We start from the raw sequence: 26,154 nt of genomic DNA, 5'->3' as shown, positions 1-26,154 counted from the left end.
AAATAAAAAAAGCATATATTGACATTTAATACGCTTACATAATATAGTATTAGAGTTACTCAAAAGGAGGTCGTTACATGAAGAGAAAAATATTACCAATGGGTGACCCATTAATAAATACATATAACATATATGGAAGTATATTCTCAATTATTGCGGATGAGCAAAACATGCTGGATTGGGTTTATAACAATTTTATACAGATTCAGTATGTGCATGATTGGAATACGCTGTTCTTTGATAAGCATCACCAACTTTTGGATAATTGTCCATGGTTGGCTAAATACCGAATCCCTATAAATTTGGTTAATGAAAAATGGGACGAGAAAAAAGACTTCTTTATACAAACAATAGAAGAAGAATATTATATATATTGCTATGTCGACAGATTTTATTTACCTAGTTCAACTTCTTTCCATAAAGAACACAACTATCATGAGGTTTTAGTGTTTGGCTTTGATCTTGAAAAAAATGTATTTTATCTTGCAGACAACCTTGCGAATGGAAAGTATATAACTTTAGAGATAAATGTTACAGATTTTGTTGCTGCATTTGAAAACGTCTATTCTGATAATGACTTTTTTACGGGGATTCATATTATGAAAAAGCGAGCTGAGGACACTTCAATAGATGTTAAGCAGATTTTCAATTCCTTCCAAGATTTTATCGATTCTAGAAAAACCAACAATTTAGAATACAACGTGGATGTGGTTTACGGACAGGAGGCTTTGAATCAGGTTCGTCTTAACGTGATTGATCGAAAAGAGTCTAAAGTAAAACTTGATGTTAGAGCATTCCATCTACTTTGGGAACATAAAAAACTTATGTCTTTGCGATTAGAATTCTTATACCAGAAAAATCTTATCAGGGAACATTCATATGTAGAGGAATATAAAAAAATTGAAAAAGAAATGTTACTAATAAGAAATAATGCATTGAAATATAATTTGGTAAAGGATACAAAAATACTAGACTGGATTGATTCCAAGTTATTTAGCAGTACCGAAACTGAAAAAGAGATTCTTGAAGCTATAGTTGGAAGGGCCGAACGATAAAGAACCTAGTCTTTTTGTCATTAAAAGATAGAATGAAGATTTCTACAAATACTAATATGCCAAGTTTCACTGCTGTTCATCTAACAACACCATTAGCATTTTAAAACAAGCGTTAATCGTACAGTTTATGAACGGACTAAAAGGTTGTCGGAATCTGATTTTAATAACTATTTTTTGAGAACATTGAATGATTATGGAGTTGAAGTTTCGAGAGATTCATCATGTATTTACTGGAAATAAGGAGGATGTTCCTTTAAATCAGAGGCCAGCTCCATTTACAGAGTTGCAAAAGTAATAAGACCAACAAGTAAATCGTATTCAGAAGTCAAATAAACATCAAAAATTATTACTTCATCATACGAAGTTAAATGGTCTTGCTTACTTTTTCGCTTAATACAGACATAAGTATTAATAATTTTAATTCCATGAGACTAAACTTCTCGTTCAGACAGTTTGGAGGAGTGGGGGCTGGATTTCAAAGATCATAGTTTCAATCTAGCCTACAAAAATGGTTATTAGTTGATCTAAATAATTTCTATTAAACCACTCTGAAAAATGCTGCATCAGTAAATAAGCTACTTAACCCTTACTGTGAAAAAATTTGAATTAGATAAAAAACATCAAGAAAGCTTGTGGCGCTTCTTGCTCAAATAAAAGTGAAAACAAGAATTTTTAAACTATGGAGGGTAATTTAAGTGGAAATTTATGCCCAAACTCCGCATAGCCAAAGCACAGATAATTTTGAAGATTATATCTCTAGACTAACTACATTGGCAGAAAAGTATGGTTACAGAGGCGTTCTGGTTACTTACTCTACGACAAGCCTAAACCCTTGGATAATAATAAATTTCATAATAAATTCCTCGAAAGACATTGAGTTACTTATTGCTGTTCAGCCTGAAACACTTCCAGCCAGTACATTAGCTAATTTAATCCAAAGTGTAGAGGTTCTCTATAAGAGGAAAGTTGCAATAAATGTAATTCATGGAACTGCCAAAAGATTAGAAGAGAATATTGAAGTTGTTAAACAAACGAATAGATATGCCTGGCTCAAAGATTATATTAATAGTATAAAAGAAAATTTGTATAATAACCAACCTTCCTATGACTTTTCTAATTTTCAAAATCATTCATTTAAAACTGAACGAATTACAGCTGAATTTTTTATTTCAGGAACCTCACTGGATGGATTTAAGACGACTACAGAAGCTGCTGCTGATGCATATCTAACGATTCCAAAGCCTATTGATCTCTTTAAAAATGAATATAAAAATTTAGTTATAAGTTCTATGGGGGTATGCTTTGGTATTATTGCTCGTTCTACCAGTCAAGAAGCTTGGGAAATTGCTCGCTCACTCTATCCAACTAACAGGAAGAACGAAGTAGAACTTTTAATGAAAAAGAATTCTAAAATGAATTCGGTAAGTTTTTTAGCAGATTTAGCATTAGAACATGAAGTTTATGACAAAGTATACTGGCTTGGTGTGTTTAAGAGTGGAAAGAATATTTATCCTTATTTGGTAGGAGACTATGATGAAGTAGCATGTTACTTGAATGAGTATAAAAAATTAGGCGTGAATAAAATAATTCTAAATACCCCATTCACTGAAGAGGAATTTATTCATCGAAATGAGGTCTTTGAAAAATTAAAAAAACTGTAAAGGAGAGCATATTGGATGGACATAATACAAGTAGAAAATGTAAGTAAGTCATATTTAAGAAAAGATCAACGGGAGGGGACTTTAGGAGGGTTAAAAGACCTTTTTAAACCGGTTTGGGTACAAAAAGATGCTGTTAAAAATATAAATTTTTCGATTAAATTGGGAGATTCAGTTGGATATATTGGATCAAATGGATCTGGAAAATCAACTACAATTAAAATGCTCACAGGTATTTTAACTCCTACTGAAGGCAGAGTACTCGTCAACGGACTTGAACCCTATAAAGATAGGATGAAAAATGCAAAAAATATAGGTGTTGTATTTGGTCAGCGTACTCAACTATGGTGGGATTTAGCCATCCGTGAGTCATTTGAACTCTTTAAACATATATATAGGGTTCCTGATAATGTATTTAAACTGAATAAAGAAAAAATGATTGAATTATTGAGACTGGATGAATTTTATTCAACTCCAGTAAGACAATTAAGCTTGGGACAGAGAATGAGAGCTGAGGTAGCCGCTGCCTTTCTACATAGTCCTTCAATAGTTTTTTTAGACGAGCCAACTATTGGGCTTGACGTAGTGGCCAAAGAACAGATAAGGAAATTTCTGAGAGAAATAAATAAAGAACATAAAACAACTATTATACTAACTACGCATGACATGGATGATATTGAGCAGGTGTGTGAAAGATTGCTTTTAATCAATTCAGGAGAACTAATTTATGACGGTTTTGTCAGGGGATTTATGGATGATTTTGGAAATCAGCGAGTTATTACTGTTCATTTTGAAGAGCCTATACAAAATATTTATACTCCATTTGGTACAGTTCATTCTCAAGCTGGAAACATAGTGAAAATTATATTTGAAAAATCAGCAGTATCAGCACCAAAAATTCTGCAGGATTTATCCGCAAGGTACCCTGTAATTGATTTTCAATTAGAAGAACCTAAGATTGAACATTTAGTAAGACAAGTTTATGAAATTAGGAGTTGAAGAGATGAGGGAGATTTCAAAATCAGTAAAAAGTAATTTGATAATCGCCCGGCAAACTTTTTTGAATTCTATGGTCTTTAGAACAAACTATATTATTGATATTGTTGTAGACTTAATTTTTGTTTTATTGAGCATAATGCTTTGGACAACAATTTTCAAAGATAATCCTTCTCAGAATATCACTAGTCTAGCAACTTTAATTACTTATGTAGGGCTGACCAAAATTGTAGCACAGATCGATATGAAATTCGTTTGGGATATCCAGAGCAGAATTTTGAGCGGCGAAATAGCTATAGAATTGGTTAGACCCATTAAATTAAGGACGTACCTGTTTGCACAGGAACTGGGAAGGTATTTTAACAATCTGTTAATTAAAACGATTCCACTTTATGTGTTGATCTATTTCTTGTTTGGGATAGATCTGCCAAAAAGTTTTAGTGCGGTTTTATTATTTATTCTTAGTATCTTTCTTTCATATATTCTACTATTCAATCTCAACTATATAACTGCATTGGCTGCATTCTGGATCACTAAATTATTTAGTTTAAGTGTCTTTAAAGACCAGACCATTCGTTTGCTTTCAGGGGCGATTGTTCCATTATGGTTTTTCCCGGATTGGCTTTTTTCAATAACTAAGTATCTTCCGTTTGCGGGGATTGTTTTTTTACCATTGAATATTTATCTGGGGAAAGTTTCTACTACCGAAACCATTGAGGCATTTATGTTGCAAATCATTTGGATTCTGATTACTACATTTATCGGAAGTATGATGTGGAAAAAGATAGTTAGCAATTTAGCTATAAATGGAGGATGAGATGAGCGGGTTAAGATTATACATTAGATCAATGATCTTACAGGTAAGGTCTAGCCAACAGTACAGATTTAATTATTTTCTAACCATATTTACTGTTGTATTCCATTATGCAGTTCAACTTTTTGCCATTTGGCTTACTTTAAGTCACTATGATAACATCCGCGGATGGAATATATATGAGATAAGTTTCATTTATATGTTCTTTGTATTGTCTTATGGGATAATGATTACCTTTTTTGCAGGGTTCAGAGATTTTTCAGTTTTCGTCCGTAACGGAGATTTTGACATTCTCTTGGTTCGTCCACACAGTACATTATTTCAAGTATTATGTGGCAGATTAGAACTTACATCAATTGCTCAGATAGCAAGTGGAATCGTATTATTTGTTTGGTGCAATTATCATTTGCATATTGAGTGGAGTTTAAAGAATATCTTTTTATTGATTCAAGGTATAGTTGGTGCTTCTATTATACAAGCATCTTTATTGCTTTTTTGGTCTTCTTTAAGTTTTTGGATTGTTGATACTAGTGCTTTAGTGCGTTTTGGTTGGACACTAAATTCTAATTATCTTACTTATCCTATAGAGGTATTTAACAAAACGGCGAAATGGATATTCACTGTATTCCCTATAGCATTTATAAGTTATTACCCAGCAAATGCAATTCTAAATAAAGATGAGAACGGATTCGGATTTATTGGTCAATTTACAATATTACCATCAATTTTATTTTTTGCCCTAGTATTCTTGTTTTGGTTGTATTCTATACGTCATTACAATAGTACAGGGAATTGAAAAGGAGAGAATCAAGATTAGTAATCAATCTAAACAATTATTTACATTGTTATATGAAAAAAATATCAATAATTTGAATGCTTTCTACTCTGGTTTAGAATTCCAAATCTCTTATTCGGACTTTTTTGAGTCAGTAAATGAAACAATGAGCACATTAAAAGAAAAGAGAATACAAGAGGGGGATGTAGTGGCGCTTCAAATCCCTAGCTCCCTTTCGTTTATCAAACTTATATTCGCAATATGGGGAGTTGGGGCTAGCGTTCTCATTGTAGACGCCAGGATAAAAGATAAAGAGAGGGCGAATTTATTTGATGAAATTCGACCAAATTCACACATATATGCAGTAGGGACTAACTTCTTGACTTTCGAACATGAATTTAACGTCATGTTTGATACTATTAGTGATACGAATCATAATGAATGGCCTCCCTTGATATTATCTACATCAGGATCTACTGGTAAACCTAAAATTATTGGGAGGTCTTTTGATTCCATAAAAGAAGAATTGATACGTTATACTGCTCCTTCCATTAGTGTGAGAAAAGATGATGTAGTTATGATACTTTCGCCTATTACTTTTTCTTTTGGATTAATGAGTGGGTTATTACCTTCCATATTTACTGGTGCAAAGATAGTGTTAACTTCTTACAAAACCAGAGAAATTGTTGAAAATATCAAAATTCATAAAGTATCTATTGTATATGGGGTGCCTTATCATTTTTCACTAATTGAATCGACCATAAACTATAGTGATGTGATTTTTGTGAAGAAAATAAGAATGGCTATATCAGCTGGAGAAACTCTATCAAACATTACAAAAGAAAAGTTTCATGAGAAGTTTGGTGTTAACATAGGTCAACTCTATGGTATGTCTGAAGCTGGAGTAATTGCAGTAGATTTTTTAGGTGAAGACATTTCTAGTGTTGGTAAACCACTGCTCCCAATAAAAATAGTAGATAATGCAATAATGGTCAAATTGAAGGAAAATCCTTATTTAACAAGTGTAGAAACCGGGGTTTTTACTGACTGTTGGCTAAAAACCGGTGATGTGGGAGAAATAAATGAGCACTCAGGTCTACTTTTCCTTAAAGGAAGATCAGATTCATTGATAATTAAGGGAGGGATAAAATACTATTTGATTGATATCGAAAATCAAATTAAAACTATTAATGGAGTGGAAGAAGTTTTAGTTATGATAAATCCTGACCAGAAGATCACAGCATATATTGCCAAAACCCAAGATGGAAATAACTTGAATATACTAAGTGGCTGTAAATTAGAAATTGCAGATTATAAGTTACCGAACAAACTAGTCTTCATTTCTAATTTTCCGAGAACACTAAGCGGGAAAATAGATAAGAAAAGCTTGTTTAATATCTCTGATGCAGAAGTCATTAATCTTTAGGAGGATGTTTTATCATGCTTAACAATATCAAAATTAACCTATTTGAATATCCGAATTTCACACAATTTTATATTACATTAGATTTAAATCATGCACTTAATGAATCAATGGTTCATGAAGAATACTCAAATTTGAATAAGTATTTAACGGAGAATGGTATCCAGGTAGTTTACGAAAAATGTTTTGGACAGTTATCTTTCAAGGACAAAGTGCTTGATATTAAAAGAAGCGTAGAAAGAGAAAAATTTCCCCAGTGGCCTTTGTCCTACATAGAAGGAAATCCTGCCCTTAACTCTTTTATGTCCAGTATAACTATCATGGGGATACGTAGTCTCAATAAAGAAGTTAAAATTGAGTATATTGAGTTTGAAGACCGTATAATTGGGACAAAAATGATAGATTTAAACGAAGAATATTTATATCTAATGGGGTTAGCATCTGATGCAAGGTATGGAACGAATGAATTTAATGTAATGTTTGAGCAGTTAAAAGGTATATTAAATATTTCTCAATTTTCAGAAGGTGACATAGTAAGGACTTGGATCTACTTAAATGATATTAAAGATAATTATGTTAATTTTAATGAAGCACGCAGGATTTTCTTTGAACAAAGTAACATAGATTACAGTTCATCTTCTAATGTACTACCGGCAAGTACATGTATACATGGTATAACAGATAATAGGTCAACTGCTATGATTGATGTAATGTGCATTAAGAAAATGAGCACATATGCTAAAATTGATAGAATATACACACCACTTTTAAATGAGGCAGAAGGTGATAGCTACTTGTTCAAACCCACTTTCTCCCGAGCCTTAAGTATTGACTCAGATAATCATATTGAAATCCAACTTTCAGGTACGGCAAGCGTAGATCAAAACGGAGAGACTGTATTTAAAGATGACCCATATAAACAGATCCAAAAAACTTTAACAAATATTGAAAGTTTATTAAGTGTTCATGATCTTACATTTAAAGATTTTGTTCAATCGACGTGTTTCTTTAAATCGGAAGAATACTACATAATCTTCCAACAAGTAATGCAGGAAATGAACATACCTCATTTTAGCAGCACCTTCGTGATAGGAGACATATGCAGACAGGATTTATTGTGTGAAATCGATGGAGTGATCAAAAAGAATAAAAAACAAGAAAGAATTGATGAAATTCAAAATGGATATAGTAATGAAGTAACGGATATAATTAGAAAACTTCTTCAAACCCATGAAGAAATTTCACTAGAGGAGAATTTAAGATCAAAAGGGATGGATTCGTTAAAGACAATTGAATTAATAGTTAACTTAGAAAGCACCTTTGACATTAATTTTAATAATGATGAACTTTTACTAGAGAATTTTGAGTCGATACGTTTGATTTGTGATTTGATAAACATTAAAAAATAAAAAATGTTCAGATCCAACAGCATTTTTTTCTTTATATAGGTTAAAAAAGAATTATTAATTAATGATGAAAAACGACATTACACTAAACGTGGATATAAGTAAGGAGACCGCTCTGTAGCTTGGCTAACAGAGCGGTCTTTTTGATATGGAGGAGCGATCTCTTGCGCCTAAAAATTGGATTAGCGGTTCCAGATAGTGTAATCTGGAGGTTAGATACGAATCGGTAAAAAACCATTAGAACGAGAAGGGATCGGGATCATCAATGACACAAAAAATCTATTATGACTCTGCTTATACAAGAGAGTGGCATACAACAATTACAGGCAAAGTGGACAAGGAAGATGGTATATATGTCACGCTGGCGGAGACTGCTTTTTACCCGCATGGGGGTGGACAGCCTTGTGATCTGGGACAAATTGGCGGCATCGCTGTGCTGGATGTGAACATCGAAGACGGAGAGGTGTGGCATAAGCTGGAACGCGCCCCTGAACAGAACGAGGTACATTGTGAGCTGGATTGGGAGCGAAGATTCGATCATATGCAGCAGCATACGGGTCAGCATTTGTTATCGGCAATCACGCTGAAGCTGACAGAAGCGATGACGCTCAGTTTCCATCTTGGAACGGAGTATGACACGATTGATGTGGCTGCGGCTGAACTGGGAGCGGATCAATTAACTGCCATTGAACAAGAAGTGAATCGTCAGATCTATCGTAACGCTCGCATCAACACTTCCTGGGTTACAGCAGAAGAGGCGGCACAATTGCCACTGGTGAAGCAACCTACGGTAACGGAAGACATTCGCATCGTCGAGATCGAGGGTGTGGAGTATAACGCCTGCGGCGGAACCCATGTGTCGGCGACAGGTGAGATCGGCATCATCAAACTGTTGAAAACCGAAAAGGTGAAGGGCGGCACTCGCATTTATTTTAAATGTGGCACAAGGGCTCTGAATGAATTCACAGCTACACAAAACGTGCTCAATAGCATCATGGTTAAATTAAAGACCAGCAAGGACGAATTATTGGAGCGTATTGAAAAAATGGAGTTGGAGCAAAAACAGCTGCAAACCGAGCTGAATGCAGTGAAAACAACGAACGATGCCTATTATGCGGAGGAACTTTTGGCCGCTCGGCAAGGGATTGTGATCGCTCAGGTTTTTGAAGACAAATCGCTCAAGGATATGCAGAGCCTGGCTACCAAGCTGACGGCAGACCATGAAGGCCTTGTACTCTTTGCCAGTATCTCAGAGGCCAAGGTTGTTCTGGCGCAGAACGGACAGCCGCCTGAATGGGCTTGTGGACCTTTCTTCAAAGGCAATCTTGGAGCCTACAATGGCAAAGGTGGCGGCAGTGAAAAGATCGCTCAGGCAGGCTTTGCCAGCAGTGAAGATGCGCTTGCTTTTTATGAATTCACCAAGGACCAGTTGGGACATCACTGATTGCGTTTTACTTTACGAGACAGGCAATATTGAAAAAGGAGTAAGGACAAGCACGTCACATTGTGGCGTGTTTTCCATTGCCAATAGTTGAAGGAGGTTGGAATATGACAGAACGAATTCCGTGTATACGGGAGGGGTGTGCAAATACTATTTTGCCAGCAACAGCTGCCAGAACAGGCGGGTATTGCATGCCTTGCAAGCAGGAGATGGAGCGTGTGGAGCGCCAGAGATACATTGAAGAGAATCGACGTGACGTGAACTTGTATGCAGGTATCACAGACCCGGTCGAAGTTCTGAAAATCATGCACGAACCTCAGGTTCGCGATCCTCTAATTGGTTATGTGCCATATGAACAATCTAAGGAACAAGTATATCTATCCTTGTCTGTAGAGCAACAAGATCAGATGAAGGATTACGCGATGCAACGGATTCGTACAGGTGATGAAGATACGGGCAAAGACATTCTGGTATATCTGGTCTGCTACCATGATATATCGTTGACTGCCGAAATTCCTGAGCTGCTGGAACAGGAGATCTATTATCCTGCCGTTTTGTATAAAAGCGCCTCGCCAGCAGTGCGAGATCATCTCTTGCAGCAGGTGAACACCGATGATGAGAATCGGAACCACATATTGATCATACTGGCTCATATTGGGGATGATGTTGTCGTGCAGCAGTTCCGGCATTGGAGACAGTCTCCGCCATCTTGGGCGAGCGAATTATACGTGGCACCTGAGCATTACACCACTGAAGCTGGTTGGGAGCTTACGAAAGACGGGCAGTGCAGAGAATTATTCACCACCCCAAGTTATTCACTCTATAAAGTAACAGAAAATGAATCAACTAACGTGGCAATATCCGGAGCTTCACTCTCGATGCTGACCCCGAGCACCAATTGCTGTCCATGGTGTGGTGGTGCGTTAACGACATTAATTAATCTGGATGTTAAGCATCCAGCTCTGAAGAACGTGTCTTGGCACGCTCAGCGACTTCAGATACAGACTTGCGTGATATGCAGCAGTTACGGTGTGGTTTACATGGAGCTGGACGCAGCAGGGGAACCGTTATGGAGTTCATATAATGTCATGCCTCTAGGAATGGACGAGATTGACCTGGACGACTATGGTAAATTTGCACCGGATGTTGGCCGGCTGTTTCGGATTGCGAATGCATCACGTAATGCATTCCATGCCAGTGAGTGGGCGATGGAGCCATCGCTATCTCAGATTGGAGGCCATCCGGGTTGGGTTCAGGATGCGGATTATCCACCATGTCCACGCTGTTCCGCGAGAATGAAGGCTGTCGCACAACTGGATTGGGGCGAGGTTGAGGAATATGGTGAGGGTATGTATTACATGTTCATATGTGAGCCGTGTCAGATGACCGCCGTATCGTATCAGCAATCTTGATGGTGGAAGCTAGTAGAAGCTATTATAAGCAGTCATTTTATTATAATATTACACCGCTGTTAAGGTGGTTGGAATGACAGTAGTAGACAGACTATAACAAAGGGGCATCCCGTAAGTTCTTGGAACTTCATGGGATGCCCCTTTGCCCTGCGCAGGATGGATGGGAGATATCTTTTACAGTTAGCCGGTTAAGTTATTTATTTAGCCACCAGTGAGAATGGGGTGTTTTTCTACATGCAGAAGCAGCTTGTCGTACTCACACAATCTAACGAACCTAGCACATCTTATTGGGTGAATTTGCAGCACTGTAGAATTCTAACGAATCGTAGCCACGTTATTGCTTCTATTGGCAAGGATTTTTGAAGCAAATCAGAGGTTTGGTCTGTAATAAGACTGCTGAGATTCGTTAGAATTTCATATGCCTGTAAAACTGCGACATAAGGTGTGTTCGATTCGTTAGCGCTTGGCCAAAACCCAAACTCACCTTATACATACCACCCGCACATTACGGCCCACACCATACGTTCGGCACATTACCACCTAAGTTACTACTGGGGCGTATGTGCCTCTTCACTACATCCGTCTACAATTCCGCAGATGCCTGCTTTAACAAACCAGCCAACCATTCATAATCGGGTGTATCTTTTTCCTTGAGCTTGATCGTTTTGCGTTCTTCCGGGCCTTCGAAGATCCCATCGGGTAGATCAAGTCCGGATGCATGGAAGATGGTGAAAGACACGGCCTGTTTGGATGGCGAGATGACCGCAGCATACTTTCCGTTTTTCAAAAAATGAGGTTTCTTGTATTGCACGCGTTCTTCTACATCTGGGATGGTATCATGCACTAACTCGCGCAATTGTTCAGAGACTTGTATTTGCCAGGGGATCTGAATCTGTTCAATAAACGCAGTAACTTCTGCATTCTTGGTCATGCTTGTTCACCCTCCGTATGGATCTGATTGTGTGTTTCCCATTCTGGTCTTAGGATTCCCATCATCAAGCGGTCATAACGCTTACCATCACGAAATACAGCTGAGCGTGCCCGACCTTCCAACTGAAAACCAACCTTCTCATAGGAACGGATTGCTTTGGCATTGTAGGCGATGACATCAAGGCCAACCCGGTCCAGATTCATCTCGTGGAACGCATATCGTAAAATAAGATTCAACGCTTCCGTGCCATATCCCTTGTTGCGATGTTTGGCAAGTCCGATGCCAATGGCGAGCTGTCCGCAGCGGTTGTTCCATTCAATGCTATGAATGACGACAAAACCAATCAGCATATCCTCTTTATGCGTGCGAAGTCTGAAGTAAACTTCCTTGTTCTTCGTTTCGCCCTCATCTTCTAACTGTTTCTCTGAATAGGGAATGGCCAGATCAGTATCCACATTCCGAAGGTACTCCGGGTCTTCGTTCCATTGCAGCATGGTCTGCACGTCTTCAGAGCGTGGTGGCGTCATCTTTAATCGTTTGCTATAAAACAGGTTGTCCGTTGTTAGTGTCATAGGGGTCTCCTTTAAATTAAGTTAAGCTTGCTTCACCTTAGTTCCACGTTTAACTCTATGTATATTTCGCAATAGACCTCGCCCCTTTGGCATATGATAGCCTCATCATACTGGAAATTACAGGTGAATCACAATAGCGTATTTTAGTGGATAAAAGTAACCTCTTGTCATAAAACCTGACACGGTAGTAAGATGAAATGATTGATATACATTCAGTGATAGAACCAATAAAATGTCGGTGGGAGTGGTACGTTTTGGAGATTAAAGTGGATGATTTGAGTGGAGTACAGGTTAAGGCATTAATCGCTGAGCACTTGCAAGGGATGGCAGCCGATTCGCCTCCAGAGAGTATTCATGCGTTGAATCTGGATGGACTCAAGAAGCCCGAAATTACAATCTGGTGTGCTTGGGAAGGAGACGACTTGCTCGGCTGCGGGGCCATCAAAGAACTTGATCCAGAGCATGCAGAGTTGAAATCGATGCGTACCGCTTCGGCTCATCTGAGAAAAGGCGTAGCGAGAAAAATTTTGGCTCATATTATGGACGTTGCAGTAGATCGTGGTTATAAGCGAATCAGTCTGGAGACGGGCTCGATGGATTCATTTATCCCGGCACGGAAGCTGTACGAAGACTTCGGATTCGAATATTGCGAACCATTCGCAGATTATATATTGGACCCGAACAGCACGTTTATGACAAAAACAATCTAAGTGGAATCGAATGAGAAACCAGAATTCTGTTTTTTTACAGGATGCTGGTTTTTTTATTTTGCAACATATCGTACATTTTAAAAGTTGGAAAAAGAGTAGAATAAACTCAATAATGCAGCATTAAAGCAACGTGGCCTTGTGACGAAGAATGTGGAGGGAGTCGTGCATGATATATTGGTGGTTCGATCATATGAATCCGCTGTTTGCTGTCTTGGTGTTATGTCCAATAATTGCTGTGGTGCTTGGAGTATGCAGTTATTTTGCCAATTGGTTTAGACTCTTGGGAGCGCTGGTTATATCTTTTATGCTGCCTTTGTTGTATATCGCGAGTGATCTTTCAACAATGGGTAGTAACATAGGGGCTTGGTTCATCTATGGGGCAGTGTACAGTTTGCTAACCTGGATTGTACACAGATTGCTCCGTGCCATTGTGGGGTATAAAACATAGGTTATGTTCATAAATGTTTGGGATGAATTGGCCATAAGGAACTTCTGGGCTGATTGATGGACAATAGGGTATACTGGACATTATGTCTATGAAACAAGACAGCATTACAGACGTTTTTTACATCAGGAGGACTTGAATTGGCTCAGACAGAAGGAACACTACAGAAGAAGCTTAAACCAAGACACATCAGTTTTATGGCTATGGGTGGTGTCATTGGAACAGGAATTTTCAAAGGCAGTGCAGAGACGATCGGACTCGCAGGTCCGGGCGTTATTGTCACGTACATTTTTGCCGGATTATTGCTGCTGGTTGTTATGGCCGCGATGGCGGAGATGGCTACGGTGTACAAGAACAAAAATATGAAAGACTTCGTGCAGGAAGCATTTGGTAGCCGAGTATCCTTTATTATGGGATGGATGTATTGCTTTCTATGGTTATCGGTATGTGTCATTGAGGTGATTGCTGCCGGGAGCTTTTTGCAGTATTGGTTCACAGAAGTACCGCTGTGGATGCTGAGTCTGGCTTGTGCGGCGTTCATTATACTGGTTAACCTGCTCAGTGTAGGTGTGTTCGGGGAATTTGAGTTTTGGCTGGCCGGGATCAAAATTGCCATGATCATTATTTTTATCTTCCTGGGTGCAGGGTTGATCTTTGGCATTATCCCAAGTGACAACACGCCATATCTGCAAAATTACACGCAAGCGGGAGGGTTCTTCCCGAACGGTTGGTCATCGATCTTCTCGGCACTGCTTGTGGTCATGTTCTCTTATGGGGGATCGGAGCTGATTGGTCTGACCCTGACCGAGACGGAAAATGCAGAAAAAGTGATGCCCAAAATCGTGGGCAATTTCATGCTCAGAATTATTCTGTTCTTCACCTTGCCGATTCTCATCATCTGTGGTCTTATCCCGTGGAATGAGATTGGGCCGGAAAGCAGTCCGTTTGTACAAGTGCTTGCCTCCACGGGACTGCCGGGAGCAGCACACATAATGAACTTTATTTTGGTGACGGCAGTTCTGTCTGCTGCGAATTCAGGGATCTATGGTGCATCCCGGATGATGCACTCCATGGCAGTGGGCGGGGAAGCTCCGAAGGCATTGTCAAAGACAAATCGCAGCGGTAGCCCGGTAAATACCTTGCTGGTATGCGCGGTTGTATTGCTCGGAGGTTCCATGCTTGGCCTGTTCGCGCAGGATCAACTGTTCCGCGTATTGCTCGCCGTTCCGGGGTTTGTCGTAATCCTTGTGTGGATCTGTATTGCCTCATCACAGTTGAAATTGCGGAAGAGATATCCGGTTCAACCGACCTTTAAAGTTTGGGGATTCCCTTACATAACCGGAGTCGTGGTATTATGTCTCAGTGTGATTGCGGTGATGTTTGTGTTTGATGAAGGCAATCGGTTCAGCATTAGCATCTGTCTTGCCGTACTTGCGTTGCTAATTATCTGGTCCCTGATTCGATTCAGGAAGACGAATAAACAAACAGTTTAATATGAATGGGTAGTATGCAAATTTAGAACAACATGACATCTCGGCGCTTGCGCCGGGGTGTTTTTTGTATTTAGTAAGGTAATGGTTTTATTTTGGAACTAGAACCTCTGTTTTTGTTATAACTGGGACAAATTAGGGGTAATACGAACTAGATAAATAAACCGGCAGTCTCTACGAAATGATCTGTGTTCACTTTATAATAAAAGCCCATCTGTACATATGAATCTTATAGCATTCTAAACAACAAATGTTCGTATAACAACGAAATATATTTAGAACGAGGTCTCCCATGACAACGATAAAAGTCACACCTGAACAGTTGATATCTGTTTCGAAACAATTTACAACAGCCCAGAATCAGGTTTTTCAGATGAATAACATCTTGAAACAACATTTATTCGAAATCGAAAGACAGTGGGATGGTAGTACGAAGGAAAGGTTTTATGTTGATTTTATGGTTGCGCAGCGGGTTATGGATGACTTTGTCTCACTATCCTTATCCATTGCGAAGGAGCTTGAAGGGCATGCGGAGAAATTCAGACTTGCTGATCAGCAAGCTGTACAATCCTATGATGTGAGTTGTGTACCACCACCGCCAGATGAATGCAGGGCACCAGCAACCGACACCCGTAATGCTTTTCAGAAGTCTGCTGATAGTTTAGTCGAATTGGGACAAGCCTTTATGCAATCTGCGAATGATCGATATCAAAAGCGTTATGATAGTGTAGGTGGTTTTCTGGATTATTGGACATTTGGTATTCCAAGTGGTCTTGTTCAGGGGTATGTAGACAGGGCGGATAAAGCATTCAACTCCCCGAATGATGCTGCCAACTGGCTCACGTTTGGTATCCATGGAACGATACGGGAAGCCACCTTTCCCACCAATGCCTGGTCCAGTGAACACTGGGCGAATATGATTGGGTTGGGAGGTCTAATGGTTGGAGGGGGTTATGCTTCCACGATGATCAAGCCGCATAATCTTCTGACTTCGTCAGGAGGCGGTGCGAAGATTAATTCATTCAATCGTCCGCCTGGTACAGGGCAGTTAACAGGTGGCTTTAATGGACTTCAAGATCAACGCCTTCGAGTTCTAGATAACATTGCTGAGAGTAAAAAGGTGAGAGAAACCTCTAAGTTTTCCGAGTATCTGGGCAAGGAAAAAGAGGTTGGGACACGCTTAGATAATAGTAAAGATATGTTCAGAAAAGGTATAGATGATCCATTAAAAGAAGTTCTTGGCCCTGGTAGGGAATCTCATCCCGAGAAATGGAAAGAAATTATTGATAACTTGGAATCAAACGGTGTCGAAGTCATTCATAGAGGCGAGGATATGGCGTATTCTCCAAAAAAAGGGGGACCTGGACAGTTAATTATAAATGAGGATGCATCCATAGGGGCGCTTTTACACGAATACACACATTATCTAGACGATATGAACAAAGGTTTTCCGGGAATGAGTTATCATTTTCAGACTATGAATCGTGTTAAAATGGAATTAAATGCATACATGAGAGAAATAAAAATAGCTGATGAATTAGGTCGAAATGATATTGCAAATGCTCTGTTTGAAAATTATGTAAGAGAAAGGCAGACCCTTACGAGTCATTTGAAATAAAATTTAATGGAGGGTAGAAATATGAATTTAATAAAGAAAATTGAAGAAGGACAATGTTCAATTGATGAGTTGCAACTTTTATTAAATGAATCAAATCCAATAGTCTTGTATCATGTAATGACTTATATAGGCAAAGAAAAATTGGGATCAACTGGTATAAATGAAAAACTGGAGGAACTTACATCGAGAAGAGGGCCATCAGATAAATTATTAGGTTATTATAAAGTCGGAGATTTAGCCATAGCTACTCTCATCAAATTGGACAAAAAAACAGATGAAATAGCTATTTTTAAATCAATGGATGATTTTGATAAAAAAATGATATTTAACTTGATTGAAGAGTTAGAATGGTAAATCAAGTTACAGAATAAAGATAATTATCAATCTTTGAACATACTCTAATGCTTGCATTGGAGTTTTTATGTTCCAATGAACAAAGCTACCACGGCCATGATAGCGTTTTTATGTAAACCCAATATTTTCTTGCCTAATTCGACATATTCGTTTACTATTTTCCCATACATAGTGCTTCAAGCATGCGTTTTTTGGGTAGCGCCTAGTCAAAAAGGCTTGGGTTCACGGGAGAGGAAGAGGAGCGGATGATTGGTTTTTTTAGAAAACGTTTGGTGGTGCGCATTGTTGCAGTAGTTACGCTGGTCATTATGATTATAGCCGTTGGAAGCATGCTGTTACAGGTGGCCAATATGAAACTAGCTGCGCAGGAGGCCATTTCGAGTTACAACATCCAGATTGCTCAGAGTTATGTGAATCAGCTGGATACAGCATCTTATGCCGAGTTTGCCAAGGACCCCAAGGAGAATGACGAATTCTTGAAGATTCGTGATGAACTGGATGACTTTCGCGTAAGCATTGGTGCAATGTATGTGTATTTCGTCAAAATAGATGACAAAGGTACGCCACTTATTATGGTGGATGGTATGAAGGATGCAGATAAAGCCTCACCGATTAATGAAGTTACGGATGTCCCTCAGGAGGCTGTGCAGAAGCTGTTGCAGGGGCAAACAGCCAGTTCTTCGATTATTAACAATGAGGAGTACGGCGACTATATTTCCTCTTACGCTCCCATGCTGGATAGTAATGGCGCTGTAACAGGTGTAATTGGTATCGATACGGCGGTATCGGTCATCGGAAGCATTGAATCGGATATTATGAAATCGAGTATTCCCTTCTATGCCTTATTGCTACTAATTACACTTATAGGCATTGCTGTTGTCATGTGGTTTATCGTAAGGGGACTGCGACCACTTCAACCGCTGAAGGCGAGTGTGGAAAAAATGGCACAGGGTGAGCTTGCAGAAGCGAACCAAATTTTGACGTCGTATCGTTTGCGCAGCCAAGATGAGATTGGAACAACATATCAAGCGATGATACATATGTCCGGTAACTTGAATAAGATTGTGAGTAACATGGTTGAAGGCGTAGCAGTAACCACAGATATTTTATCCGAATCAACGAAGGAATTTAATCGCAGTACCGAAGAGATGCTTGAGATGGGCAAGACGGTTGATCAATCTGTCGAACAGATTAGGCAAGGTGCACATACGCAGAAGCAGGGTGCAAGCGATAGCGCGCATGCGATGGAAGAGATTGCAAAAGGCATAACGGATATATCCGAATCCTCGATGATTGTATCGGATGCAGCAACAAGTGCGCTTTCTACGGCGGAGTCCGGTAAACAGAGCATGACATTAATGAAAACACAGATGGAGAGTATCTCAAATGTCTCAAGTGAAGTTGTAGCGATGGTTCAGGTGCTGAACAACTACTCCCAGGAAATTGGTGGTGCCCTGCACACGGTTCGTGATTTTGCGAGTCAGACCAAGCTGCTTGCGCTTAATGCATCCATAGAGGCAGCACATGCAGGAGAACACGGCAAAGGTTTTGCGGTTGTGGCGGATGAAGTTCGGAAGCTTGCTGAGGCCTCAAGCACATCCATGGAACGGATCTCCGACTTGTTGCTTCGTATTCAACAAGAATCACAGCAGATTGGCTCACAGATGGGGGTTACTGCAACCGAGATTGGACAAGGTGTTACAATTACCGCAGAAGCGGAGCAAGCTTTCGCTCATGTAGTTGATGCGTTCCAACTGGTGACCAGCCGCATTCAGGAAGTGTCCGCTGCGGCAGAGGAAATCTCGGCAGGATCGGAAGAGGCTGCAGCCTCCGTCAATACGATCTCGCAGATATCAGCTGGTGTGTCGGATCATTCGGATGAGATTTATCGCTTGATGCGTGAACAATCGGCCATGTTCAACAGGGTGGCGCAGACCTCCACAATGCTGGAGCAGCAGACGAACGAGATGAGTGAAGCCGTACGTAAAGTTAAAGTATAGTTTGAGTAAGGTGTAGTAATAGTAACGCAAGAGATAGTCAGAAAAGTGTTCCGCTCTTGGAGAAGTTGGTGTTCATCCCAAACTTCCTTCAAAGGGTGGAGCACTTTTTTAGATTTAAACTTTTAAATGATCCAGCTCTATCGCCTGTCTGAAGCGTTGGGCGAATCGTTCCGCGGCTACGGCGCACTCCTTGGATTCTGTCTGCACGAAGCCAATTTGCATTTTCGGTTGATCAATTCCAGCGATCTCAACCATCTTCACCAGACCTTCTTTCCATAATTGATTTTGGTGAAAGGAAAAGTCGTGACCAATCGTGGCGGCAATATCGTTTCTTAATACCATGTTGATCGCTTCAGAGTTATTTGTTTTGAACAGAATGGACAGAGGTCCATGATCATAGGTGAATTCCTTGATGAAGTCTTCGATGAAACCATCTCGATAGAGTGCCAGCTTGTGTTCTTTTAATTGATCCGGTGTAACGCGGCTGTGCTTGGCAAGTTCAGACAGGTGATGCGTACCGACTACTAGCTTACCCGAGTACATGGGACTGAAGTGAAGTCCATCGAATTCCCGCAGCTGTTTGGCGTAGATCGCGATAAAGCCCAGATGGGTCTTGTTATTGCGAATATCCTCGATAATTTCCATGGACCCTTTCTCTTCAATGGAGATGTTAAGTTGCGGGTGCTCACGCTTCATATCCGCAGCAGACTGGACAAGATAGGGCATGACACTTGGAAAAGTAGCCACATGAAGCTCTCCGCTAAGAGAGGAGGCTTCTGCGTTCAGGGATTTTAATTCATCAATCCGCTGTAAAATGTCCAGTGCCTTGGCAATGAATTGTTTGCCTTCAGGAGTGGGATGAGTTCCCTGGCGCGAGCGTTCGAACAGGATGATACCCAATTCTTTCTCCAGACGATGAACCGATTGGCTGATCGCCGATTGTGTGACATGCAGATGCTCTGAGGCGGCGGAGAATGATTGCGTCTTCGCAATTTCAACGACATATTCGAGTTGTTCCAGATTCATGATTTCATCTCCGTTTAGCATTAATACAACTAATGTTAACATTAGTATCTATAAATATGAATAATACATGAACAGCGATATAATATATAGACAAGCGTTATAGTTCTTTACTATATAAGTAGAACCTTTCTTTTACACCAGAAACGCAGAGTGCAGAACCAATCTGAAGAAGCAGAGCGTGCGCCTTTATCACCGGATTTTTCCCTTGGATCAAGGGAATGAAGAAAATCTGGGGATAAGAGCGATCGAAAGATGGTACTGCAATCAGCGTAATTAGGTGTAACATTTCTAGTTCAACTTATATAGACAATCATATAAAGGGGATGAACTTTATGAAAGCAGCAGTATGGTATGCCCATAAAGACGTGCGTGTGGAAGAGCGGGAGGTTCCGGTTGCTCAAGCGGGTCAGGTCAAAATCAAAGTGGAATATGCGGGGATCTGCGGCAGTGACTTGCATGCCTATCATCATGGTGTAGGAATCCAAGAAGGCGAGAATCATCCGCTCTCAGGACAGAAAGCACCGTTGACATTGGGTCATGAATTTGCAGGAACCGTGAGTGAATTGGGAAGTAATGTAAGCGGTATCAGTGTAGGGGATCGAGTTGTGGTAGAGCCGTTGTACCATTGCGGAAAATGCGAGTACTGTATCCAGGGGCGCTATAACCAATGTACTCAATTTGGATTCGTTGGACTGAATGGTGATGGTGGTTTTGCGGAGTATGTTGTTGTTGAAGCATACATGGTTCATCCCATACCGGATAACGTATCTTTCGAAGAAGGTGCGCTCGTAGAGCCTACGGCAGTAGCCTTTCACGCGGTTCGTCACAGCAAGCTGAAAGTGGGGAACAAAGTAGCCGTATATGGAGCAGGTCCAATTGGATTATTGACCATCCTGTCTGCCAAAGCTGCAGGAGCCTCTGAGATCTATGCAGTTGATGTATTTGAGGAACGTTTGGACTTGGCAGCCAAGCTGGGAGCGATTCCGGTGAACAGTGCCAAAGTTAATGCAACAGAGGTGATCTTGCAACAATCGGGTGGCATTGATGTGGCTTATGAAGCAGCGGGTGTACAACCAACGATGGATAGCGCCATTGCGGTTGTCAAAAAAGGTGGAGAAGTTGTTGTCATCGCAGCCATTCCGAATCCGCTTCAAGTGAACTTCTTCGATCTTCTGGTCAAAGAAGCGAATCTAACGGCAACGCTGGCATATCGCCACATTTTCCCTGAAGTGATTTCATTGATTGCAGAAGGGTCGCTCGATGTGAAACAGGTCATCACCAAGAAAATTAAACTGGACGACATCGTGCAGGAAGGACTTGAGCTGTTGATGAGCGACAAGAGCCATGCGAAGATTTTGGTGGAGATTGGCGGCTAAAAAAATCAATAGCGATGTATCATTTCAAATGTTATATAAGTTGAACTAAAATTTATTTACACTGACACTACGATGACAGAATAACCTTCCAATCGCTGTTATCCCCAGATTTTTTTCCATTCCCTTTTCTCGAGGGGAAATCCGGGGATAGCGTATGCTTTCGAAGCAGCTTTCTTTCAGAAAGCTTTTAGGCGAACGCTTCGCTTTTTCAGGTTTTTTCTGTCCTCTCCGTTATCGTGTAAATGATTAGTGCAACTTATATAGTTGACATTTATAAACGTAAAACAGACCGTTCATGAAGATGATCGGTCTGTTTTTCCATTTCATTCTCTGTTCCCTAATCCCGTGTTGGTGTTAGCCAACACTAGGAATCATAACGGTAGCAGATCGCCTTGCCCCCGCCACTCTCGGAGCTGAATTCCTCATCCTCTGTAAATCCGAAACGCTCATATAAACGGATGGCATTGACCATCTGACCGCCCGTATATAAGTACACCGTATTTTTGCCCATTTCTTTGGCAGAATCTACGCATTGCTGGAGCAATACTCTGGCAATCCCGTGACCTCTCCATTTTGGATCAACACCCAGCAGCCGAATAAACGGATAATCAATTGGCAATTCAAAGTTTGGATAAGCCTTGCGTGCTGTTTCGAATAATTGGACTGTACCGACAATCTGATCATCAATCTTTGCGATCCATAATTGTGTCAGGTACGGATTAACCACAGACTCTCGAATATCTTTCAGGTAGGCTTCCCATCGTTCATTTTGTTCAAAAGTCTCACGATACTCGGCATAACTTGCAACAAGGATATCTACAATCTCTGGATGGTCTGCTTCTGTGGCAGGGTGAATCGTAACGGCAGCCGTTGTCATCTTATAATTCCCCTTCTCTTATGGGTTAAGTATGGAATATAGTTTTCTTGCATTTTACCATAACGGATTCAATCCGATTCATTCAAATTTTCTATAGGTAACTCAGTCATTTCTATAGATCAAAACGCATCAGCGATTGAGCTGTGTGGAATACAGATGATTGCGATATTCGGTTGGCGTATTGCCTTCGTATTGCTTGAACATGCGCAGGAACAGCTTGTAGTCGGAGAAGCCGCACTGTCCGGCAATTTCTTTTACACTGGCATTGGTGTTGAGCAGCAATTGTTTTGCCCGGCGAATACGTTCTGTGAGGATATAGGTTTTGAGTCCAGTACCTTTCTCGCGTTTCACCATTTTGGAGATATAGTCTTTGTTAAAATTAAAATTTTCCGCAATCTGACTCACCGTGATGTTTGTATGCAGATGAATATCCACCCACTTGCAGATATGGTCGACAATCGCATTGTGCGGGCGATAATCCGTCTCTATATTGCGCTCCAGCTCCTTGAACAACAGTAACAAAGCAGCATTGGCTTCTTCTGGTGAGAAGGATGACACATGCAGCAACTGCTTGAATAACTGATTGGCCATGGAAGGTACCTGAATGGTGGCATGTGTCCTAAACTGGTTGAATTCTGCCGAAATGGAATCATAGTGAACCCAGTAAAAGCTGACGGGTGTGTCGCTAATCTGGTAGCCGTAATGGGTGCGACCGGCGCGCAGAAACAACAGATCGTTGGCACGAACTACATATTGTTCCTCTTCTTCCGCGATGTACATCTCACCTTCCAGCATCAAAATAATCTCATGCACAGGCATGCTGCGTCTCATGTGGCTCCAGTTGCCTTCGGATATGAACTTGCCGCACAGGTAGTGTTCCAGTGGCTTTTGCATAGGACGGATTTATCCACCTTTTCTTGGATTATGAGTCTGATGTAATTGTATTTTATTTGATAATATGAGGATATTCAAGCTCTGAAGTGGATTGATGAGTATTAGTCCTATAGCTAATAAAACGGATTTTACCCCTCAAGAATGAATGGATATCTATTACATCCCGAGAAGGAGTGAGTGTCATGATTGATACGAAAAAAGGATTTCTGGGACCGGAACATGTAGATCTGTTAAATGGTGTGTTCCAAACATCACAAGAGGTGGGGGAGCGTTACCTATTATCGCTGGATATTGATCGATTCCTGGCTCCATGCTTCGAAGCTCATGATTTACCTGCCCGAAAAGAGCGCTACGCGGGTTGGGAGGCACGTACCATCAGCGGACATTCCCTTGGACATTATCTGTCTGCCCTGGCTGTGACGTATCAGGCAACCGGGAATATCACGTTAAAAGAAAGATTGGATTATGCGGTTACCGAACTGGAGAGAATCCAGCAGACCACGGGGAGCGGATATATCGGTGGTTTGTCCGAAGAACCTTTTCACATGGCTTTTCGAGCAGAGAATATCGGTGGATTCAATATCGGTGAATACTGGGTTCCCTGGTACAGTGTGCACAAAATCTATCGCGGCCTGATTGATGCCCATAAACTCACTGGCAATAGACAGGCACTTGAGGTAGTTACTCGATTTGCAGATTGGGCGGTAGAAGGTTTGCTCCCGATGACAGAAGAACAGATGCAGACGATGCTTCAAAGTGAACACGGGGGCATGAATGAAGTATTTGCACACTTGTACGGGATCACGGGCAAAGCCTTATATCTTGAGATCGCTAACAAGTTCACCCATCAATTGATCCTGAGACCCTTGGAGCACAAGCAAGACGATCTTCAAGGCAAACACGCCAATACGCAGATTCCCAAAGTAATCGGTGCAGCCGAAATCTACAATCAGGACCATACCCATGATAGTTATCGGACAGCGGCAGAGTTTTTCTGGAACACCACAGTGCATCATCGTTCTTACGTATTTGGAGCGACGAGTATTTCGGAGCATTACGAAGCAAAGGGCATGGAGAGTCTTGGCATCAAAACAGGAGAGAGCTGTTGTACTCACAACATGTTGCATCTAACGAAGCAACTCTTCGCCTGGAATCACGATAGCGCTTATATGGACTATTATGAAAACGCCATCTATAATCACATCCTTGGCACGCAGGACCCGGATACGGGGAACAAAACGTATTTTGCATCAACGCTGCAAGGCCACTACAAAATCTATGGGACTCACGACACCGCCTGGTGGTGCTGCACAGGATCAGGTATGGAGAACCCGGGCAAATATGCCGAGGCGATCTATTTTGAGGATGAACAGGACCTGTACGTCAACCTGTATATCGCTTCCCAATTGGATTGGGCGTCACAGGGATTATCCCTGAAGCTTGAAACCAACTTTCCTTATTCGGAAAAGGTGACCCTGACGATCACCGGAGGCAACGCCTCGGCCCATCTAAGATTACGCGTGCCCTCGTGGCTGCAACAGCCAATGACGGCAACGGTTAATGGGGATACGGAACATCCGTATACACGGATGGAACCCGGCTATCTTTCCATCGACCGCACATGGACAACGGGCGATGTCATCACAATCACACTGCCGATGTCACTCCGCCAGTACACTTCCCGGGATGATGCCCACAAAGTAGCCTTCTTGTACGGCCCAATTGTACTCGCTGGTGCACTAGGAAACGAGGGTCTTCCCGAGGATACGATTGTGGACGAAACAGCGCTGAATCCCAAGACTGCACCTGTACCTGTAATCTGGACGGAGCAGGAGGATGTACGAGAGTGGATCAAGGTTGTGGATGCAGATACGTTAACATTTGAACTTAGCAAAGATGTTACTTCCACAGGCGAAGCCGTGAAACTCATTCCGTTCTATGATGTGCATCACGAATTTTATACCGTGTACTGGCCGTTTAACGATGAAGGGGATGCGCTGGAGAAAGAGTTGAACGATATCACGATCGACAGGGTTCAGGCTGACGGTCAGCAGGATGAGATTGGACATCAACTGGATAGCAACTGCCGTGGGGAGCACCACAACGGTTCAACCACAGATGGCCGTAAGAAGTTGCATATGTGGCGAGAGGCTTTTGGCGTCAGTGGGGCTTACTTCAGTTACCAATTGGCGGTAGATCGCGAGACAACCAATTATCTATGTGTGGCCTATTGGGGCGGAGATCATTCCCCGTTTGAACGGGAAGGTACGTTATATGACAGACAATTCATCATCTCTGTGGATGGTACCGTCATCGGAGAGCAGCGAATTCATATGAACAAAATCGGCGACGTGTTCTATGTGACCTATGATATTCCTGAGGCGGTTACATTAGGCAAAGACAGCGTTACGGTAATGTTCCAGGCGAAGGGCGACAATGGTTGTGCCGGAAAAGTTGTAGAGGTACGCACCACGCGAAGCAAACCGGAATCCATCTTTTCGTAATAAGAGGCATGGTCTGAAAAGGCGCAAAACACATCTAACGAACCACACACACCTTATATCGGGAATTGATGTGGTGGAAAATGTAACGAATCTCAGCGATGCTATTTCATTCGAAATAGGCGATAAACAACGTTTTTACACCTAATACGCGAATATAACGTGTCTCAGGTTCGTTACATTTTCAGATGAGCTGAAATGCACCGAATAGCGTCACTTCAGTTCGTTAGCTTTAGAATACGGCATCAAAATTTCAATAAGAACACCAAAAATGAAGAACCAATGCATAAGGGACGAAAGCGGATGATCTCCGATTTGTCCTTTTTGCATTGCTCCTTTTTCAGACAAGTCTTATATAAAAAATGACACGCATAGCTATT

The 26,154-nt window shown here is 41.0% G+C and carries 22 protein-coding genes; 17 read left to right on the top strand and 5 right to left on the bottom strand.

Annotation, left to right across the window (positions count from 1 at the left end; all coding sequences use genetic code 11):
* The first annotated feature begins 77 nt into the window (after positions 1-77).
* From MKX68_RS06350 to MKX68_RS06310, 9 genes are all read left to right on the top strand, one after another.
* Positions 78-1,055: a hypothetical protein gene (locus MKX68_RS06350; RefSeq protein WP_340910098.1), complete on the top strand. Its 978-nt coding sequence runs from the start codon at positions 78-80 to the stop codon at positions 1,053-1,055.
* 695 nt (positions 1,056-1,750) lie between these two features.
* Positions 1,751-2,716 carry an LLM class flavin-dependent oxidoreductase gene (locus MKX68_RS06345; protein ID WP_340910096.1) on the top strand — a complete coding sequence of 322 codons (966 nt, stop codon included), beginning with the start codon at positions 1,751-1,753 and terminating at the stop codon, positions 2,714-2,716.
* A 15-nt stretch (positions 2,717-2,731) separates the two neighbouring features.
* Positions 2,732-3,712: an ABC transporter ATP-binding protein gene (locus MKX68_RS06340; RefSeq protein ID WP_340910094.1), complete on the top strand. Its 981-nt coding sequence runs from the start codon at positions 2,732-2,734 to the stop codon at positions 3,710-3,712.
* The gene (locus MKX68_RS06335; protein ID WP_340910093.1) at positions 3,696-4,526 is read left to right on the top strand and encodes an ABC transporter permease; all 831 of its coding nucleotides are present in this window, start codon (positions 3,696-3,698) and stop codon (positions 4,524-4,526) included. Before MKX68_RS06340 ends, MKX68_RS06335 begins: the two co-directional genes overlap by 17 nt.
* Entirely contained in the window at positions 4,516-5,319 is an 804-nt protein-coding gene (locus MKX68_RS06330) for an ABC transporter permease (RefSeq protein WP_340910091.1), read from the top strand. Before MKX68_RS06335 ends, MKX68_RS06330 begins: the two co-directional genes overlap by 11 nt.
* Positions 5,320-5,365: 46 nt before the next feature.
* Entirely contained in the window at positions 5,366-6,724 is a 1,359-nt protein-coding gene (locus tag MKX68_RS06325) for a class I adenylate-forming enzyme family protein (protein WP_340910089.1), read from the top strand.
* Positions 6,725-6,738: 14 nt separating this feature from the next.
* Entirely contained in the window at positions 6,739-8,130 is a 1,392-nt protein-coding gene (locus tag MKX68_RS06320; RefSeq protein WP_340910087.1) for a Rid family hydrolase, read from the top strand.
* Positions 8,131-8,392: 262 nt separating this feature from the next.
* Positions 8,393-9,571, top strand: coding sequence for an alanyl-tRNA editing protein (locus MKX68_RS06315; protein ID WP_338591153.1), 1,179 nt, complete (start codon positions 8,393-8,395; stop codon positions 9,569-9,571).
* A 104-nt stretch (positions 9,572-9,675) separates the two neighbouring features.
* Positions 9,676-10,980: a DUF1963 domain-containing protein gene (locus MKX68_RS06310; RefSeq protein ID WP_338591155.1), complete on the top strand. Its 1,305-nt coding sequence runs from the start codon at positions 9,676-9,678 to the stop codon at positions 10,978-10,980.
* A gap of 583 nt (positions 10,981-11,563) precedes the next feature.
* Here the strand turns inward: MKX68_RS06310 and MKX68_RS06305 are convergent.
* Complete coding sequence (locus MKX68_RS06305) at positions 11,564-11,911, bottom strand: DUF1801 domain-containing protein (protein WP_338591158.1); 348 nt, start codon at positions 11,909-11,911, stop codon at positions 11,564-11,566.
* Positions 11,908-12,483 carry a GNAT family N-acetyltransferase gene (locus MKX68_RS06300; protein WP_340910084.1) on the bottom strand — a complete coding sequence of 192 codons (576 nt, stop codon included), beginning with the start codon at positions 12,481-12,483 and terminating at the stop codon, positions 11,908-11,910. The genes MKX68_RS06305 and MKX68_RS06300 overlap by 4 nt, the downstream gene beginning before the upstream one ends.
* A gap of 254 nt (positions 12,484-12,737) precedes the next feature.
* Between MKX68_RS06300 and MKX68_RS06295 the strand changes: the two genes are divergently transcribed.
* From MKX68_RS06295 to MKX68_RS06270, 6 genes are all read left to right on the top strand, one after another.
* A complete protein-coding gene (locus MKX68_RS06295) occupies positions 12,738-13,193 on the top strand; it encodes a GNAT family N-acetyltransferase (protein WP_340910082.1) in 456 nt (151 codons plus the stop codon).
* A 166-nt stretch (positions 13,194-13,359) separates the two neighbouring features.
* Positions 13,360-13,641: a hypothetical protein gene (locus MKX68_RS06290; protein ID WP_338591167.1), complete on the top strand. Its 282-nt coding sequence runs from the start codon at positions 13,360-13,362 to the stop codon at positions 13,639-13,641.
* Between the two features lie 137 nt (positions 13,642-13,778).
* Positions 13,779-15,131 carry an amino acid permease gene (locus MKX68_RS06285; protein ID WP_340910077.1) on the top strand — a complete coding sequence of 451 codons (1,353 nt, stop codon included), beginning with the start codon at positions 13,779-13,781 and terminating at the stop codon, positions 15,129-15,131.
* Positions 15,132-15,420: 289 nt separating this feature from the next.
* On the top strand, positions 15,421-16,746 hold the full coding sequence (locus tag MKX68_RS06280) for a WXG100 family type VII secretion target (protein WP_340910075.1): 1,326 nt from the start codon (positions 15,421-15,423) through the stop codon (positions 16,744-16,746).
* Positions 16,747-16,767: 21 nt separating this feature from the next.
* Positions 16,768-17,100 (top strand): hypothetical protein, encoded by a 333-nt coding sequence (locus MKX68_RS06275; RefSeq protein WP_091034589.1) that lies wholly within the window; start codon positions 16,768-16,770, stop codon positions 17,098-17,100.
* Positions 17,101-17,345: 245 nt separating this feature from the next.
* The gene (locus MKX68_RS06270; protein WP_340910073.1) at positions 17,346-19,100 is read left to right on the top strand and encodes a methyl-accepting chemotaxis protein; all 1,755 of its coding nucleotides are present in this window, start codon (positions 17,346-17,348) and stop codon (positions 19,098-19,100) included.
* A 114-nt stretch (positions 19,101-19,214) separates the two neighbouring features.
* Here the strand turns inward: MKX68_RS06270 and MKX68_RS06265 are convergent, their stop codons facing one another.
* Positions 19,215-20,126, bottom strand: coding sequence for a LysR family transcriptional regulator (locus MKX68_RS06265; protein ID WP_340910071.1), 912 nt, complete (start codon positions 20,124-20,126; stop codon positions 19,215-19,217).
* A 332-nt stretch (positions 20,127-20,458) separates the two neighbouring features.
* Between MKX68_RS06265 and MKX68_RS06260 the strand changes: the two genes are divergently transcribed.
* On the top strand, positions 20,459-21,502 hold the full coding sequence (locus MKX68_RS06260; protein ID WP_310337782.1) for a 2,3-butanediol dehydrogenase: 1,044 nt from the start codon (positions 20,459-20,461) through the stop codon (positions 21,500-21,502).
* 364 nt (positions 21,503-21,866) lie between these two features.
* On the opposite strand, the gene MKX68_RS06255 is transcribed toward MKX68_RS06260, so the two are convergent.
* Positions 21,867-22,379: a GNAT family N-acetyltransferase gene (locus tag MKX68_RS06255; protein ID WP_091034581.1), complete on the bottom strand. Its 513-nt coding sequence runs from the start codon at positions 22,377-22,379 to the stop codon at positions 21,867-21,869.
* A 129-nt stretch (positions 22,380-22,508) separates the two neighbouring features.
* Positions 22,509-23,273 carry a helix-turn-helix transcriptional regulator gene (locus tag MKX68_RS06250; RefSeq protein ID WP_340910068.1) on the bottom strand — a complete coding sequence of 255 codons (765 nt, stop codon included), beginning with the start codon at positions 23,271-23,273 and terminating at the stop codon, positions 22,509-22,511.
* Between the two features lie 182 nt (positions 23,274-23,455).
* Between MKX68_RS06250 and MKX68_RS06245 the strand changes: the two genes are divergently transcribed.
* Positions 23,456-25,777, top strand: a complete 2,322-nt coding sequence (locus tag MKX68_RS06245) for a beta-L-arabinofuranosidase domain-containing protein (protein WP_340910066.1) — start codon at positions 23,456-23,458, stop codon at positions 25,775-25,777.
* The last annotated feature ends 377 nt before the right edge of the window (positions 25,778-26,154 follow it).

Origin of the sequence: Paenibacillus sp. FSL M8-0212 (genome assembly GCF_038004645.1) — a bacterium.
Classification (GTDB): Bacteria; Bacillota; Bacilli; order Paenibacillales; family Paenibacillaceae; genus Paenibacillus.
This window is presented reverse-complemented; position numbering and strand designations above follow the sequence as displayed.

Bases quoted from the DNA above. Each gene is read 5' to 3' on its own strand.
- MKX68_RS06350 (WP_340910098.1), top strand. From the start codon at position 78: ATGAAGAGAAAAATATTACCAATGGGTGACCCATTAATAAATACATAT.
- MKX68_RS06340 (WP_340910094.1), top strand. From the start codon at position 2,732: ATGGACATAATACAAGTAGAAAATGTAAGTAAGTCATATTTAAGAAAA.
- MKX68_RS06335 (WP_340910093.1), top strand. From the start codon at position 3,696: ATGAAATTAGGAGTTGAAGAGATGAGGGAGATTTCAAAATCAGTAAAA.
- MKX68_RS06330 (WP_340910091.1), top strand. From the start codon at position 4,516: ATGGAGGATGAGATGAGCGGGTTAAGATTATACATTAGATCAATGATC.
- MKX68_RS06320 (WP_340910087.1), top strand. From the start codon at position 6,739: ATGCTTAACAATATCAAAATTAACCTATTTGAATATCCGAATTTCACA.
- MKX68_RS06315 (WP_338591153.1), top strand. From the start codon at position 8,393: ATGACACAAAAAATCTATTATGACTCTGCTTATACAAGAGAGTGGCAT.
- MKX68_RS06310 (WP_338591155.1), top strand. From the start codon at position 9,676: ATGACAGAACGAATTCCGTGTATACGGGAGGGGTGTGCAAATACTATT.
- MKX68_RS06305 (WP_338591158.1), bottom strand. From the start codon at position 11,911: ATGACCAAGAATGCAGAAGTTACTGCGTTTATTGAACAGATTCAGATC.
- MKX68_RS06300 (WP_340910084.1), bottom strand. From the start codon at position 12,483: ATGACACTAACAACGGACAACCTGTTTTATAGCAAACGATTAAAGATG.
- MKX68_RS06290 (WP_338591167.1), top strand. From the start codon at position 13,360: ATGATATATTGGTGGTTCGATCATATGAATCCGCTGTTTGCTGTCTTG.
- MKX68_RS06280 (WP_340910075.1), top strand. From the start codon at position 15,421: ATGACAACGATAAAAGTCACACCTGAACAGTTGATATCTGTTTCGAAA.
- MKX68_RS06275 (WP_091034589.1), top strand. From the start codon at position 16,768: ATGAATTTAATAAAGAAAATTGAAGAAGGACAATGTTCAATTGATGAG.
- MKX68_RS06270 (WP_340910073.1), top strand. From the start codon at position 17,346: ATGATTGGTTTTTTTAGAAAACGTTTGGTGGTGCGCATTGTTGCAGTA.
- MKX68_RS06265 (WP_340910071.1), bottom strand. From the start codon at position 20,126: ATGAATCTGGAACAACTCGAATATGTCGTTGAAATTGCGAAGACGCAA.
- MKX68_RS06260 (WP_310337782.1), top strand. From the start codon at position 20,459: ATGAAAGCAGCAGTATGGTATGCCCATAAAGACGTGCGTGTGGAAGAG.
- MKX68_RS06255 (WP_091034581.1), bottom strand. From the start codon at position 22,379: ATGACAACGGCTGCCGTTACGATTCACCCTGCCACAGAAGCAGACCAT.
- MKX68_RS06250 (WP_340910068.1), bottom strand. From the start codon at position 23,273: ATGCAAAAGCCACTGGAACACTACCTGTGCGGCAAGTTCATATCCGAA.
- MKX68_RS06245 (WP_340910066.1), top strand. From the start codon at position 23,456: ATGATTGATACGAAAAAAGGATTTCTGGGACCGGAACATGTAGATCTG.